Source organism: Metabacillus dongyingensis (assembly GCF_019933155.2).
Taxonomy (GTDB): domain Bacteria; phylum Bacillota; class Bacilli; order Bacillales; family Bacillaceae; genus Bacillus_P; species Bacillus_P dongyingensis.
The window spans coordinates 4,242,586-4,256,736 of sequence record NZ_CP082944.1 but is presented as its reverse complement, the minus strand read 5'-3'; the positions used below and the strand labels follow the sequence as shown (position 1 = coordinate 4,256,736).

Annotated in this window: 15 protein-coding genes; 5 read left to right on the top strand and 10 right to left on the bottom strand. The window is 40.9% G+C overall.

Features of this window, described 5'->3' with window-relative positions:
• Window positions 1-213 precede the first annotated feature (213 nt).
• The 3 genes from K8L98_RS21155 (at window position 214) to K8L98_RS21145 (ending at window position 2,304) form a co-directional block, all read left to right on the top strand.
• A complete protein-coding gene (locus K8L98_RS21155) occupies window positions 214-1,272 on the top strand; it encodes a PQQ-dependent sugar dehydrogenase (protein ID WP_223437876.1) in 1,059 nt (352 codons plus the stop codon).
• 13 nt (window positions 1,273-1,285) lie between these two features.
• Window positions 1,286-1,675 carry a hotdog fold thioesterase gene (locus K8L98_RS21150; RefSeq protein ID WP_223437874.1) on the top strand — a complete coding sequence of 130 codons (390 nt, stop codon included), beginning with the start codon at window positions 1,286-1,288 and terminating at the stop codon, window positions 1,673-1,675.
• A gap of 68 nt (window positions 1,676-1,743) precedes the next feature.
• Entirely contained in the window at window positions 1,744-2,304 is a 561-nt protein-coding gene (locus tag K8L98_RS21145) for a GNAT family N-acetyltransferase (RefSeq protein ID WP_223437872.1), read from the top strand.
• Window positions 2,305-4,110: 1,806 nt separating this feature from the next.
• On the opposite strand, the gene K8L98_RS21140 is transcribed toward K8L98_RS21145, so the two are convergent.
• The 8 genes from K8L98_RS21140 to K8L98_RS21105 are packed head-to-tail and all read right to left on the bottom strand — an operon-like array spanning window position 4,111 to window position 10,553.
• Window positions 4,111-4,767, bottom strand: a complete 657-nt coding sequence (locus tag K8L98_RS21140) for a DNA alkylation repair protein (RefSeq protein ID WP_223437870.1) — start codon at window positions 4,765-4,767, stop codon at window positions 4,111-4,113.
• Window positions 4,768-4,804: 37 nt separating this feature from the next.
• Window positions 4,805-5,164 (bottom strand): monovalent cation/H(+) antiporter subunit G, encoded by a 360-nt coding sequence (gene mnhG / locus K8L98_RS21135; protein ID WP_223437867.1) that lies wholly within the window; start codon window positions 5,162-5,164, stop codon window positions 4,805-4,807.
• Window positions 5,148-5,432 carry a Na(+)/H(+) antiporter subunit F1 gene (locus tag K8L98_RS21130; protein ID WP_223437865.1) on the bottom strand — a complete coding sequence of 95 codons (285 nt, stop codon included), beginning with the start codon at window positions 5,430-5,432 and terminating at the stop codon, window positions 5,148-5,150. Before K8L98_RS21130 ends, mnhG begins: the two co-directional genes overlap by 17 nt.
• Window positions 5,432-5,908, bottom strand: a complete 477-nt coding sequence (locus K8L98_RS21125; protein ID WP_223437863.1) for a Na+/H+ antiporter subunit E — start codon at window positions 5,906-5,908, stop codon at window positions 5,432-5,434. Before K8L98_RS21125 ends, K8L98_RS21130 begins: the two co-directional genes overlap by 1 nt.
• Window positions 5,909-5,913: 5 nt before the next feature.
• Window positions 5,914-7,395 (bottom strand): Na+/H+ antiporter subunit D, encoded by a 1,482-nt coding sequence (locus K8L98_RS21120; RefSeq protein ID WP_223437861.1) that lies wholly within the window; start codon window positions 7,393-7,395, stop codon window positions 5,914-5,916.
• Window positions 7,388-7,729: a Na(+)/H(+) antiporter subunit C gene (locus tag K8L98_RS21115; protein ID WP_070876102.1), complete on the bottom strand. Its 342-nt coding sequence runs from the start codon at window positions 7,727-7,729 to the stop codon at window positions 7,388-7,390. Before K8L98_RS21115 ends, K8L98_RS21120 begins: the two co-directional genes overlap by 8 nt.
• Entirely contained in the window at window positions 7,729-8,166 is a 438-nt protein-coding gene (locus K8L98_RS21110; RefSeq protein ID WP_070876103.1) for a Na(+)/H(+) antiporter subunit B, read from the bottom strand. The genes K8L98_RS21115 and K8L98_RS21110 overlap by 1 nt, the downstream gene beginning before the upstream one ends.
• The gene (locus tag K8L98_RS21105; protein ID WP_223437859.1) at window positions 8,163-10,553 is read right to left on the bottom strand and encodes a Na+/H+ antiporter subunit A; all 2,391 of its coding nucleotides are present in this window, start codon (window positions 10,551-10,553) and stop codon (window positions 8,163-8,165) included. The genes K8L98_RS21110 and K8L98_RS21105 overlap by 4 nt, the downstream gene beginning before the upstream one ends.
• A 239-nt stretch (window positions 10,554-10,792) precedes the next feature.
• Here K8L98_RS21105 and K8L98_RS21100 point away from each other — a divergent pair, with 239 nt between their 5' ends.
• Together K8L98_RS21100 and K8L98_RS21095 are read left to right on the top strand one after the other, a co-directional pair.
• Window positions 10,793-11,026, top strand: a complete 234-nt coding sequence (locus tag K8L98_RS21100; RefSeq protein WP_223437857.1) for a hypothetical protein — start codon at window positions 10,793-10,795, stop codon at window positions 11,024-11,026.
• 114 nt (window positions 11,027-11,140) lie between these two features.
• Window positions 11,141-11,698, top strand: coding sequence for a DUF5366 family protein (locus tag K8L98_RS21095; protein ID WP_223437855.1), 558 nt, complete (start codon window positions 11,141-11,143; stop codon window positions 11,696-11,698).
• Between the two features lie 33 nt (window positions 11,699-11,731).
• Here K8L98_RS21095 and K8L98_RS21090 read toward each other — a convergent pair whose 3' ends face one another.
• Both K8L98_RS21090 and K8L98_RS21085 read right to left on the bottom strand, forming a co-directional pair.
• A complete protein-coding gene (locus tag K8L98_RS21090) occupies window positions 11,732-12,130 on the bottom strand; it encodes a thiol-disulfide oxidoreductase DCC family protein (RefSeq protein WP_223437853.1) in 399 nt (132 codons plus the stop codon).
• 52 nt (window positions 12,131-12,182) lie between these two features.
• A complete protein-coding gene (locus K8L98_RS21085) occupies window positions 12,183-14,015 on the bottom strand; it encodes a transglycosylase domain-containing protein (protein WP_420828884.1) in 1,833 nt (610 codons plus the stop codon).
• Window positions 14,016-14,151: the final 136 nt, after the last annotated feature.

Genomic DNA, 14,151 nt, shown 5'->3' with positions numbered 1-14,151 from the left:
TTCAAGTGTTGGAAAACGCTTTCTTACCGGGGGGTTTTTGATGGACGTGATCACGGTATTACCTGCTCTTATGATATTGATTGTTTACTTTTTCTTTGCTGTATACGCCCTTCGAAAATAAAAATGGAAGTATAAATTCGTGAATCCTTTTTTATTATTCGTTAAACTTAAAGAAAATGGGAATATGAGGTGATTTTCCTGAAGAGGTTATGGGTGATTATTTTCAGCAGTTTGGTCATAGCGGGATGTCAGTCCTTTCAGAATGAAGATCAGGAAGACAAAGAAGTGAGCGGCCAGTCTGAGAGGCAGGATACAGAAAGTATTCTAAAGGAAATGGATGTTCCGTGGTCTATTACAAAGAGTGATGATGTTTTTTACCTGAGTGAACGAACTGGGCAAATTGTGAAATGGAACCAGGTGTCTGATGAAAAGGTGACTCAAAAGGTGAAATTGAAAAAGAAGCTGCATCTAGAAGGCGAGGGCGGATTTCTTGGCTTTGAGCTTTCCCCTGATTTTGGAGAGAGCAAGCAAGCCTTTGCCTACCATACATATAAAGATGGAAACAAAGTAAAGAACCGAATCGTTGTTCTAAAGGAAAATGCAGACCATTGGGAGGAAGTAAAGACTGTACTAGAAGATATTCCAGGTGCACGTGTCCATAACGGAGGGCGACTCAAAATTGGCCCTGACGGCAAGCTTTATGCAACAGCAGGCGATGCGATGAGTCCTGAGTTTGCACAAGATAAAAATTCTCTGGCAGGAAAAATCCTAAGACTTGAACTTGACGGATCGGTCCCGGATGACAATCCTTTTCAAAATTCCTATGTATATTCTTATGGGCACCGTAATCCTCAAGGGCTTGCATGGGACGAGAAAAATTCACTGTTCAGCACAGAGCACGGCCAGTCTGCTCATGATGAAATTAACTGGATTCAGCCGGGGAAAAATTATGGCTGGCCAGTAATAGAAGGGGACGAGCAGCAGGAAGGTATGGAAACACCGCTCTATCAAACCGGGGAAGAGACTTGGGCGCCTTCTGGCCTTGCCTATAAGGAAGGAATCTTGTATGTGGCGACATTAGCCGGAAATTCTGTTAAACGATTTGAAGTCCATACAGGAGAGGTGCAGATTTACCTGGAAGGATGGGGCAGGATGCGCGATGTTATGATTGAAGATGACAATTTGTATACAGTAACGAATAATCGCGATGGCAGAGGAAATCCGCGCAAAGATGATGATCAAATGCTGCGAAAGAAACTAAGTCCGCAATAGAGGAGGAAATATAATGGAATACAATGTTGAAAATACACTGCTGAACTCACTTGGTATTGAGGTGAAAAGCGTAACAAATGATGGAGTCGTTGCTACAATGCCTGTGGATGACCGTACGAGACAGCCTTTTGGCATTTTGCATGGCGGGGCTTCTGTAGCGCTTGCAGAAACAGTTGCAAGCATAGGTGCCTATCATTTAATCAACCAGGAAACAGAAATGTGCGTTGGACTTGAGATTAATGCAAATCACATAAGAGGAAAGCAGGACGGCACCGTTACCGCTCACGCCATCCCTATGCACCGAGGCAAAACAACAATGGTTTGGGAGATTAAAATTGTCGATGAAAGAGAAAGCCTGATCTGCATTTCCAGATGCACGATGGCAATTTTACAGAAAAAATAATTCAGGTTGACTGCATGCCCTGATGTTTAACAGGGCATGTTTTCTATGAGAAAAAGGGGAAATAACAGATGAAAACAAATTTTCCAGTCCTCTATACAGAGCGTTTTGTTTTAAGGAAAATGGATGAGAGCGATGCGAATGAGGTGTTTGCTTATTTTTCAGATGATGAAGTCACAAGATACTATGATCTGGAAAGCTTTACTGAAATAGATCAGGCAGTTCAGGTGATTAACCGCTGGGGTGAAAGGTTCGATAAAAATGAAGGATACAGATGGGGAATTGCTGATAGAGAAACGAATAAAATTATAGGCAGCTGCGGCTATCACAGCTGGGAAAAAGAGCATTTTAAAGCAGAAATAGGCTTTGAATTGAATCGCTCTCATTGGAGAAAAGGGGTAATGACCGAGGTTTTATCACCCATTTTGGAGTTTGGTTTTGCCCAAATGGGCTTAAATCGCATTGAAGCTTTTTATGATCCGGACAATACGGCTTCAAAGCTGTGCCTTGAAAAAGCAGGATTTATATATGAAGGTGTCTTAAGACAGGCTGCATATGAAAAAGGGGTATTTTGTGATGCAGCAGTATGCTCGATTTTAAAAGAAGAATACGGAAAAAAACAGAGCATTTAACCATAATGAGTACCGTTATGAAGGAGATACAGCAAATATAGAAGAAAACGGGTACAAAATTGCACCGCAATTTGTATCCGTTTTTTTTGTTATTATCACTTCTTTTAAAAAAAGATTATTTTAATTGGGGAATCAACCGCGCGCAATAAGTACTTCAAGCAAAATGGAATTCCGTTTTTGGGTACTCAAGTGGAAGTCTGTTTTTGGGTACTCAAAGGCACTCTATGAGTACTCAAAACCAAGTGGAAATCTGTTTTTGGGTACTCAAAGGTACTCTATGAGTACTCAAAACCAAGAGAATTCCGTTTTTGGGTACTCAAAAGCACTCTATGAGTACTCAAAACCAAGAGAATTCCATTTTTGGGTACTCAAAAGCACTCTATGAGTACTTAAAACCAAGTGGAAATCTGTTTTTGGGTACTCAAAGGTACTCTATGAGTACTCAAAACTAAGAGAATTCCGTTTTTGGGTACTCAAAAGCACTCTATGAGTACTTAAAACCAAGAGAATTCCATTTTTGGGTACTCACCAGCGCTCTATGAGTACTCAAAACCAAGGGAATTCTATTTTTGGGTACTCAAAGGCACTCAATGAGCACTCAAAACCAAGAGGAATGCCGTTTTTGGGTACTCAAAGGGACTCTATGAGTACTCAAAACCAAGAGGAAGCCTGTTTTTGGGTACTCCAAGGCACTCAATGAGTACTCAAAACCAAGAGGAATGCCGTTTTTGGGTACTCAAAGGGACTCTATGAGTACTCAAAACCAAGAGGAAGCCTGTTTTTGGGTACTCCAAGGTACTCAATGAGTACTCAAAACCAAGGGAATGCCGTTTTTGGGTACTCAAAAACACTCTATGAGTACTCAAAACCAAGAGAATTCCGTTTTTGGGTACTCACCAGCGCTCTATGAGTACTCAAAACCAAGAGAATTCCATTTTTGGGTACTCAAAAGCACTCTATGAGTACTTAAAACCAAGAGAATTCCATTTTTGGGTACTCAAAGGCATTCTATGAGTACTCAAAACCAAGAGAATGCCGTTTTTGGGTACTCAAAAGCACTCTATGAGTACTCAAAACCAAGTAGAAGTCTGTTTTTGGGTACTCAAAGGCACTCTATGAGTACTCAAAACCAAGTGGAAATCTGTTTTTGGGTACTCAAAGGTACTCTATGAGTACTCAAAACTAAGAGAATGCCGTTTTTGGGTACTCAAAAGCACTCTATGAGTACTCAAAACTAAGAGAATGCCGTTTTTGGGTACTCAAAAGCACGCAATGAGTAACTTAAAACCAAGAGAATGCCATTTTTGGGTACTCAAAGGCACTCTATGAGTACTCAAAACCAAGAGGAATTCCGTTTTGGGTACTCACCAGCGCTCTATGAGTACTCAAAACCAAGAGAACTCCATTTTTGGGTACTCAAAAGCACTCTATGAGTACTTAAAACCAAGAGAATTCCATTTTTGGGTACTCAAAGGCATTCTATGAGTACTCAAAACCAAGAGGAATTCCGTTTTTGGGTACTCAAAAGCACTCTATGAGTACTCAAAACCAAGTGGAAGCCTGTTTTTGGGTACTCCAAGGCACTCAATGAATACTCAAAACCAAGGGGATTCCGTTTTTGGGTACTCACCGGCACGCAATGAGTACTCAAAACCAAGTAGAATTCCGTTTTTGAATACTCAAAAGCACGCAATGAGTACTCAAAACCAAGAGAATTCCATTTTTGGGTACTCACCGGCACGCAATGAGTACTCAAAACCAAGAGAATTCCATTTTTGGGTACTCAAAAGCACTCTATGAGTATGATTACAGATACTTCATTCCTTCACGCCTGCTTAAAGAAGGCAATTCATTCCCTGCAATAAATGTTCTTACGGAATCAGGATTTGTTTTCGAGTATTCGCGCAATGACCAGCCAATTGCCTTTTGAATGAAAAATTCGGCTGATGCTGAGTGCTTTAGGATGACATCGTAAAGCCAGGCTTCGTCTGTTTTTTGCTTGTATTTTAATTGATGCAGGATGGCCGTTCTTTGAAGCCAGAAATTGTCCGAGTCAGTCCATTGATCGAGGTGTGTTTCCCGCAATTCGGGATTCTTTATAACGAGGTGACCGATTATGTTAGATGCAATTAGATCCACTGTATCCCACCAGGAGTTTGTAATGATCAGGTGTTTTATCCATTCTATGTCCAGCTGCCCAAGCTTCTTTTTTTCAAGCAGAAGAATATCGACCGCAGCATATAATAGTTCCCTTTCTTCAAACGTCCAAAGTTCCAATATCGTGGTTTTTAAGTGATCAGGCCGTCCGTGGTGTTTAAGGAATTGCTTCGTAATTTCTTTTCTTTCAGGTGATTTTATTCCAAAAAAACGAAATTGATTGCGCATATACTTCTCCATCGCAAAAGCTTTTTCCTGATCTGCATGCTGTGAAAAAACGTCTCTAAGCTTAATAGCGTAGGTCATTTAATTTTTGCTCCTTTAAAAAAGGATGAGACGGATCTCATCCTTTTACACTTTCACTTTTCCGGTCTGATTCTAAATCGTCCTGAACACTTTTTTCCCAAAGCGGTACTTTCGTGTTATAGGCAGCCCTCATAATGAGGTGCCCGGCAACCGGTGCTGTCATAAAAACAAAAACAATCCCCAGTATGATTCGTGCATTTAAATGGCCTTCAATCAGCCAAAAATAGAAGAATACACCAAGCAGGATACTGATGACGCCAAGCGTTGCGCTCTTGGAAGCGGCATGATTGCGCGTATAGGCATCAGGCAGGCGGACAACCCCAAAGGCTGCTATCAGACTCAGCAGTGCCCCCTGAAGAATGAAATACCCAATAATGATATTAGCTATTACGATCATTTTCGATAATCTCTCCCTTCTCAAGGAACTTTGCAAAGGCAACTGTTCCAATGAATGTCAGGATTCCAAGCAGCAGAATGACCTCTAGGAAAGCATTGGTTCGGAGTATAACTGAAATGATGGCCGTAATACAAATCAGGTTAATTCCAATGGCATCAAGCGCAATGACCCGGTCAGGAATCGATGGCCCTTTGATCAGCCTGTACAAGTATAAAACAGTTGAAATAGCTATGATGAGAAGTGAGATTCTTAATACCAGGTCGAGCATTAGCGGCTCACCTCCTGAATGGCTTTCTCAAACGTGTTTTTAATATCTTTTCTTGCTTCTTCTGCGTCTTCTAAGTCCATCGCATGAATATACAGAAAGCGGTTATCGTCTGAGACCTCAACGACAAGAGTTCCGGGAGTCAAGGTAATTAAATTGGCCAGAATGGTAATTTCCCAATCTTTTTTCAGTTCTGTTTCAAGCTTGAAAATCCCGGGCCGGGTTGTGATTTTAGGTGCAAGCACGATTTTTAATACCGCAAGATTAGACATAATCAGCTCACGGTTGAAAATATAAAGGAGCTTTAAAACGGCGATAATATTCCATAGATAGAACCGGTGATTGAAAAAACGGCGCAGCGCAAAGATCATCAGCAGTCCGAAGAAGTAGCCGTTAAAAAAGTCTCGGACGGAGTATTCGCCCTTTAAGAACATCCATGTAAATGCAATAGAGAAATTAAGTAAAATTTGAAAGGCCATAACATCTACTCCTTCAGCACGGCTTGAATATAGATTGATGGATCGAGCAGCGTTTCAGCAGCTTGAGTGATATATGGTGCAGCTGCTTCCGTTCCAACCCCAAAAGCAATCGATAGAGCTATCAGGACAGCGATTGGAAAGAGAAGACCTTTTGTCGAGCCTTTCTCCTGTTCTTTCGCAAGCTTGACTTCACCCCAGAATCCATTGATAAAAATTTTCATAATGGAGTAGAGAACAAGCAAGCTTGATATCAGGACAAATAAAGCAAAGACATATTCTCCGGCTTCAAAGCCGCCCTGGACAATTTTAAGCTTGCCGACAAAACCGCTTAATGGAGGAATTCCAGCAAGGGCAATGGCGGCAATAAAGAACATCCACGCAAGGAGAGGATGATTTTTCAGCAGTCCGCCCATTTTCCGTAAATCACTTGTGCCTGTAATCACAATCATGGCACCTGTAAGCATAAAGAGGGCGCCTTTGATGATCATATCGTGGATCAAGTAGTAAATGGCCCCTTCAATCCCAGGTGAATTGAAGACCGCAACTCCAAACAAAATGACGCCTACTGCGACAATGATATTATAAATCACAATCTTTTCTATATCCCAATATGCAACTGCTCCAATTACTCCGAACAGAATGGTCAGAACAGAGAGCCATGCTAAAATCTGATGCGTATAGCCCGTGTCATGAATGAAAATGAGTGAATATACCCGAGTAATGGAATATACGCCGACCTTTGTTAACAAAGCTCCAAATAAAGCTGTTACAACAGCTGGAGGCGCCTGATAAGATCCCGGCATCCAGAAGTAAAGCGGAAAGATTGCACCTTTCATGCCGAAAACGACTAAAAATAAAATCGCAATAACAGTCAATATCCCTGTTTGTCCGTTTTCACTGATTATCTGACTCAAATCTGCCATATTCAGTGTGCCTGTTACTGCATATAAGTAAGCAACGGTGATGACGAATAAAGCTGAGGAAAAAATGTTCACGATAATATATTTAATAGATTCCCTCAGCTGCGGTTTTGTTCCGCCAAGGACAATCAGTACATACGAGCTCATAAGCATCACTTCAAAAAAGACAAACAGGTTAAAGATATCGCCAGTTAAAAAAGCGCCTGTTACACCAGTCAGCAGGAACTGAACAGCCGGATAAAAGTAAAAACGCTCTCTTTCAGCCCCGATTGAACGGAAGGCAAACAGAATAGAAGTCAGCCCGATAATGCTGGTTGTTAAAACGAGCAGGCTGGAAAACATATCTGCAACGAATACAATCCCGTACGGAGGCGCCCAGCTTCCGATTTCTACTGTGAGAATACCATTTTCTCTGACATCCAAAACGAGCAGAAAAGAGATGATACCTGCTATTAAAGAGGCAATGACGCTCATCCATTTTTGGACGGTTATATACTTATTGAAAAAGATTAAAAGAATGCCTGCCAATAATGGAACAATGAGAGGCAGCATCACGATATTATTCATTATGATCATTTCCCCTTAACTGATCCATATCATCACTTCCAAGTTCCTGATACGCTCTGTAAGCTAAAACAAGCAAGAAGGATGTAACACCAAAGCTGATAACAATTGCCGTTAAAATCAAAGCCTGCGGCAAAGGATCGACATATGATGAAGCTTCTTCGCCAAGAAGCGGTGCTGCGCCTTTTTTCAATCCGCCCATAGTAAGGATCAAAAGATGGGCGCCATGGCTCAGCAAACCTGTACCGATAATAATGCGAAGCAAGCTTTTAGATAGCATTAAATAAGTTGCAGCCATAAACAATATACCAACAACGATTGCCATTAAAATTTCCATTATTCTGTCTCTCCAATCGTCTGAATAATGGTCAGGGTTACACCGATTACAACAAGATAAACGCCAAGATCAAACAAGACTGCTGTTGCAAGCTCCGTATCCCCAAGAATCGGCAGATCAACATGACCGAATGTATGGGATAAAAACGGAACGCCGAAAAAGAAAGATCCGACGCCTGTTAAAACGGCGATCAGCAGTCCCGCTGCAGCAAGATTAATGTAATTGACAGGCAATATATTGATGACTGTTTTTACATCATAAGCGAGCAGAAGCAGCACAATTGCAGAGGAAGTCATTAATCCTCCGACAAATCCGCCGCCAGGTGTGTAGTGTCCGGCGAAAAAGAGATAAATTGAGAAAATGATGATAATGAAGAACACAACTTTAGTAATCGTCTGCAGGATCACGTCGTTTGTTTTGATATGTGTTTTTTTCATCCTTCCTCCCCCTTTGCCATCCGCAGTTTGACCATGCCGTAAATACCAAGTGCAGCAATGCCAAGAACGGTAATCTCAAATAAAGTATCAAATCCGCGGAAATCTACTAAGATAACGTTGACCATATTTTTACCGCCGGCTTCTGTATAACTGTTTTCAATAAAGAAAGACGAAATCGTTTCGCCGACGCGATTGCTATTGGCCGAAATAGCAACCAATGTGACAACAAGTCCCACTCCCAATGAAATAAAGAAATTCACTAATCGGAAGCTGAGCTTCTTTTCTCTTTTCTTGAAAGAAGGCAGGAAGTAGAAGCAGAGTAAAAACAGCGCCACCGATACCGTTTCAATTACAAGCTGGGTAAGGGCCAGGTCTGGTGCGCGAAACAGGACAAAGAACAGGGCTAAACTGTAGCCGACTGATCCGAGTGCAATAATAGCGGTCAATCTGGATTTTGAAAATAAAATCGTGACCGTTCCAAGCACCATGGCAAAAGCAAGAACAGCCTCATAAATGCCAATCTCCGCTGTACCATCCAAAGTGAATGAAAAGCCTCCTTTGATGACCATCGTTCCGCCTGTTATCACAATCAGAAAAACAAAAATATAGGCAAGATAATCTCTGATGAACCCTGTCATGTAAAAGCGCGTAAATGTATTTGAATAGCGTTCCATGCCGCTTAAAGAAGCATCATAAAATTTATTGAGCGCAAGTTTTTTTGGGAACAGATCGTATACTTTTCTCCATTTTCCAAGCGTCAAGTATCCAATTGCGCCAAGCGCTATAACCCCCATTGTCATAAAGAGCTCAGGTTTGAATCCATGCCAGAAGGAAATATGAACTTCAAACTTTTTGCCTTCAGGAAGCAGAGACGGCATGATCGATTCTACTGCAGGCTCAATTAGTGTATAAGACAGCAGATTCGGGAAAAAACCGAAAATCACAACAAGTGAACCGAGAATGATTGGAGAAATCAGCATGCCGAGCGGTGCTTCATGCGGTTTGCGCTCGAGCTTCCCCAATTGAACAGGACCTGTAAATGTTTTAAATACAAGCACCATGCTGTATAAGAACGTAAAGATACTTGCAATCCATGCGAGAACAGGGAACAAAAATCCCCATGTTTCCATATTGAAAATATCCATTTTCGTTGCGTTGAGCATTCCGGTAAAGAACATTTCTTTACTTAAAAATCCGTTAAATGGAGGCAGACCGGCCATTGAAAAAGCCCCAATAACAGCGATTGTGAACGTGATCGGCATAAAGCTCATCAAACCGCCGAGCTTTCGGATATCACGTGTGCCGGTTTCATGGTCAACAATACCTGCTACCATGAAAAGACTGCCCTTAAATGTTGCATGATTAATTAAATGAAAAATTGCTGCAACAGTAGCTACCGTATAAAAATTATCGTCAAGTGAATCGTAATGTAGAGCGGCTGCGCCGACTCCGAGCAAAGACATGATTAACCCAAGCTGACTCACCGTTGAGAAAGCGAGAATCGCTTTTAAATCGGTTTGCTTTACAGCATTTAATGAGCCCCAGAACAGCGTAATGATTCCGAAAATGCTGACAAGCCAAAACCATTCAGCCGTCATCGCAAATACAGGGCTGAACCTTGCAACAAGATAAATCCCTGCTTTAACCATCGTCGCTGAGTGAAGATACGCGCTGACAGGCGTTGGTGCCTCCATCGCATCCGGAAGCCAGATATAAAATGGAAATTGGGCTGATTTCGTAAAAGCTCCCAGCAGAACAAGTACAAGAGCAGGAATAAACAGCTGGTGGGTCATGATGCCTGGAACAGCTTCAATCATTTCACGGATGCTGAACGTTCCTGTCATTAAATAGAGCAGAACAAAACCCCCGAGCATTGAAAGTCCGCCAAAAACTGTGATCATCATCGACTTTAATGCACCGTATCTTGATTTTTCTCTGTGATACCAATAGCCGATTAATAAGAAAGATGAAAGGCTCGTAAATTCCCAGAAAGTGTAGAGCACAATGACATTATCCGATAGAACAACGCCAAGCATAGCTCCCATAAACATTAGCAGATATACATAAAAATGATTTAATTTTTCTTTTTCTTTTGAGAGATAATAAATCGAATACAGTACGACGAGCGATCCTATACCTGTTATCAGCAAAGCAAAAAGCAGACCAAGCCCGTCCACATAAGCTGTAAAATTAATGCCGAGCGATGGTATCCAATTGACAGTTGATTGAACGGTCTCGCCGATAAACCCAAGAAAATAAACGAACAATACAATCGGCAAAATGAGAACAAACCATCCAGTATGTACGCTTCTGAAATATTTATAAAGGAAAGGTATCAGAATGGCCAGTAGAAATGGTGAGATGATAGCCGCATGTAATAACGTCATTTTTGATCCTCCTTATGATGAAATTTCACGGTCATAAGACCCTATATTGAATTTAAAATTAATTATAACGTAAATATTTCGTTCATGCATTCCTTACACACGTATTATTGACCTCCTTTATCTGTTCTATTAAATAAGAAGAAAGAAACGAAAATCAGCCAAAAAATAACGGATTTTTTTCACTGCAGGCTTGTATATTTCCTTTTTTGAATGAGCATGCTAGGGATGAGGTGATCCATATGAATAAAAAGAAGATCATCACTGCTTCCTTTATTTTTACAGCCATGTTCACGAGTGCATGGGCTGCAAATGAAAAGACAAAACGAACCTACATTGATCCTGATTCCTTTAATGAAAGCAAAGCGGAAATGTCTGAAACAGAAGAGCCGTTTTATTTGTCTAATGAGGAAAAAAGGATGCTTGAGAAATTTAAGCCGAGAGAATACATTCGGATTGTGAATGTGAATAAGTAAAACTGAACGTCAGTCTTGGGACGTTCTGTTTTGTATGTGGAAAATAGTTCTTGTAACCCAGATAGCACTCGGTCATAATGAATGAGTATTATGACAGATTAGGAGATTCATGGAATGAAAAATACATATTTTACAAGCTATTTCCCCTTGATTTCCATTCTGCTGTTCAGCACCTCTTTTTCCATCTCGACTGTCATGATGGTTTTAAAGGTGCTTAAGAGGCTTGGTGTTTACGGGGGAATGCTTGAATTCTTTTCAGCGAATGGAATCAAATTAGCCTTGTTTATTGTTTTTGCTCTTATTTATTTTATGATTTTTTCCGCTCTAAAGCTTCTTGCAGACACAGTAACAGAGCTTTCTCTGCTTTTTTTTTCAAAGGATGTGGACGGAGAAAGTCTAAAGAAAATCAGGCTTGGATCAGCGATCTATCTAATAGCAGCTGCTCTTTCCCTGCTGCTCATCCAATATGGGATTGGAATTTTCGCTGTCTTTCTGCTGGCCACGCTTTGTTATTTCATATTTGTTGTTTATCAGTTCAGCTTTTTCTTAACTTCGTTCTCGTTAATTGGACTTGTTTTGTTTCATGTGCTGTTCTGGTCCATCTTTTTGTTCGGCATCCTTTATATTTGCATGAGATTGTACAACAGCGTGATGGCGAGTTTGCCCGTATAGAAGAAGCCCCTCGGCTATTGCGAGGGGCTTTTCTTATAAAAATCTTTCTCTTTCTTCAGGAGAAGGGAGTGTACACGATTCCTTCTTTCCAAACCATTTGTATCTGTTTTTTGCAAGAAGGCTATAAACATAATCCCTGATAGGCCTTGGGATGACTATAAATAAAAAGGTTAGCCGGAATAAACCGCCAAGCTCCTTTAATACGTGCAGAGCAGCCGTAGATTTGAGGTAAACCTTGTCACCATCCACATAAACGAAACTGTCAAAATCGGAAAGAGGAAGGCTGTGATGAGAAAGAATTTGCTGTCCTGCATCAGACTGAAGGGAGGCAAACTTAAAAACAGCCTTTTTATCGTGCTTTAACACAAATTGCACGGTTCCATCACAGAAATTGCACACACCATCAAATAATAAAATTTTTCCCTTTGTCATCATTTCACCCTCAATTACAAGCTATATCGTTACTTTTCCACGAATAAACAATCTAAAACGGCCGATTTTTCGTGATATCCCTCCATATAAGCTGATGCGGGGCTGATTTGGCTAAATTCACTATGCTGCCTGATTTGTCTTTGCCAATCCACACGCCGGCTGCATATCGATCGGTTAAACCGACAAACCATAGATCTTTATAGTCATTAGTCGTACCTGTCTTGCCGCCTATATAGGGAGCTGCATGATTGGCTTTTGTTCCGGTTCCGCTTGCTGTAACAGCCGATAAAAGCTTTCTCATTTCATTATTAGTTGTGCTTTTCCACACTCTTGCCGGTTCTTCCTGCCATTTGTATAGATCGTTCCCTTGTAAATCTGTTATTTTGATAATGGCATGGCTTTTATGGAAGACGCCATCATTTGCAAAAGCCGAATAGGCTTGCGTTAGTTCTAAAGGTGAAAAACCATTTGTGAAGCCGCCGATTGCTGATGGAAGCACGTAATCAGCAGGCGTTACCGAACGGAAACCGAACGGCTTTAAATAAGAATATCCTTTTTCAATGCCAACTTCATCAAGCATTCTGACAGCAGGTGTGTTGTATGATTTTTTAAAAGCCGTTTCAAGCGTCACATTTCCGTAAGTTTTCTCATCATAATTTTTGGGGCAATAGTCTTTCTTACAAAATGGTCTTGCGCTTATAAGGGACGATGCAGCAGCATTTTTTACATCTATATACGGAACATAATCCAGCAATGGTTTTATGGCTGATCCTGGCTGGCGATAGGCCTGGTAAGCGCGGTTGAAATCAAATTTTTGATAATTATGGCCGCCATATAAGGCTTTTATTTGATGAGCATGATGATCAATTACCACGCTCGCTCCTTGAACAGAAGAATCACTTAGATTATTTTTAAAAGCATCAGCAACGTTAGCCTGCAGGGCTGGATCAAGAGCCGTATGGATGATCACGCCTTTTTTCACTACTTCTTGCACTCTGTTTTTAAGCTCTTCCTCAAGGACAGCTTTTTCATCCTTGTCTGCATCTGCTGCTCTTTTTGTGTAGCCTTCATTTTCAGCAATAAGGCGTTTTAGTTCATCATGTACATAGGTGACATAGTCAGGATAGCGGTCTGTCCGATGATGCAGATTTAATCTGATCTTTTCTGCTGAAGCAGAGTCGTATTGTTCTTGAGTAATATATTCATCGTCTAATAGATTTTTAAGCAGCAGCAGCTGTCTTTTCTTTGTATTTTCAAAATGCTTGATCGGATCATATAAGGTTGGATTATTCGGAATAGCACTGATAAAAGCAATTTGAGCCAGTGTCAGCTTGTCGATTGGCTTGCTGAAATAATAATTGCTTGCCATTTGAACCCCGTAAACCCCGTTATGAAAATAGACTGCGTTTAAATAACCTTCGAGAATTTCTTCTTTTGAAAAGGTTCTCTCTATGTGATAGGAATACAAGAGCTCGCTCAGCTTCCGATTATAGGTTTTCTCGTGAGATAAAAAGACATTGCGGGCAAGCTGCTGGGTGATTGTGCTTCCGCCTTGTTCGATGGATTGGTTTTTGGCATTAATCATGACCGCTCTCGCCATCCCGGCAGGATCAAAGCCAATATGTTCATAGAATTTTTGATCCTCTGAAACGATGAAAATGGTTTTAACAGCTTCAGGAATCTTGTCAATTGGGACAAAGCTCCGGTTTTCCTGATTTGTGACGATCTCAGAAACGAGGGACCCGTTTTGATCAACGATAAAACTATTTTGTGTCAGAGGAATTTCTTTTAAAGGAATCTTTTCGTCTAAAACTGCTGATAAAGCTTTCACATTTTTTACTTCATCCCCAGAGATGAAAAATAAATAAATAAGTACGGGGGCCATGATAAACAGGCATATCCAGCCGATTATTGAACGCAATACTGTCACTCGCTTTATAGGTTATTAGTGTTCACCTTATAGTACCATCTGCTGAAATAAGATAGAAGATATTTCCTGATGGGGCGCAGACGAAAAAACG

Excerpts from the sequence above, each read along its gene's own strand:
- K8L98_RS21150 (WP_223437874.1), top strand. The coding sequence starts at position 1,286 with ATGGAATACAATGTTGAAAATACACTGCTGAACTCACTTGGTATTGAG.
- K8L98_RS21145 (WP_223437872.1), top strand. The coding sequence starts at position 1,744 with ATGAAAACAAATTTTCCAGTCCTCTATACAGAGCGTTTTGTTTTAAGG.
- K8L98_RS21140 (WP_223437870.1), bottom strand. The coding sequence starts at position 4,767 with ATGACCTACGCTATTAAGCTTAGAGACGTTTTTTCACAGCATGCAGAT.
- mnhG (WP_223437867.1), bottom strand. The coding sequence starts at position 5,164 with ATGATCGTAATAGCTAATATCATTATTGGGTATTTCATTCTTCAGGGG.
- K8L98_RS21130 (WP_223437865.1), bottom strand. The coding sequence starts at position 5,432 with ATGCTCGACCTGGTATTAAGAATCTCACTTCTCATCATAGCTATTTCA.
- K8L98_RS21125 (WP_223437863.1), bottom strand. The coding sequence starts at position 5,908 with ATGGCCTTTCAAATTTTACTTAATTTCTCTATTGCATTTACATGGATG.
- K8L98_RS21120 (WP_223437861.1), bottom strand. The coding sequence starts at position 7,395 with ATGAATAATATCGTGATGCTGCCTCTCATTGTTCCATTATTGGCAGGC.
- K8L98_RS21115 (WP_070876102.1), bottom strand. The coding sequence starts at position 7,729 with ATGGAAATTTTAATGGCAATCGTTGTTGGTATATTGTTTATGGCTGCA.
- K8L98_RS21110 (WP_070876103.1), bottom strand. The coding sequence starts at position 8,166 with ATGAAAAAAACACATATCAAAACAAACGACGTGATCCTGCAGACGATT.
- K8L98_RS21105 (WP_223437859.1), bottom strand. The coding sequence starts at position 10,553 with ATGACGTTATTACATGCGGCTATCATCTCACCATTTCTACTGGCCATT.
- K8L98_RS21100 (WP_223437857.1), top strand. The coding sequence starts at position 10,793 with ATGAATAAAAAGAAGATCATCACTGCTTCCTTTATTTTTACAGCCATG.
- K8L98_RS21095 (WP_223437855.1), top strand. The coding sequence starts at position 11,141 with ATGAAAAATACATATTTTACAAGCTATTTCCCCTTGATTTCCATTCTG.
- K8L98_RS21090 (WP_223437853.1), bottom strand. The coding sequence starts at position 12,130 with ATGACAAAGGGAAAAATTTTATTATTTGATGGTGTGTGCAATTTCTGT.
- K8L98_RS21085 (WP_420828884.1), bottom strand. The coding sequence starts at position 14,015 with ATGGCCCCCGTACTTATTTATTTATTTTTCATCTCTGGGGATGAAGTA.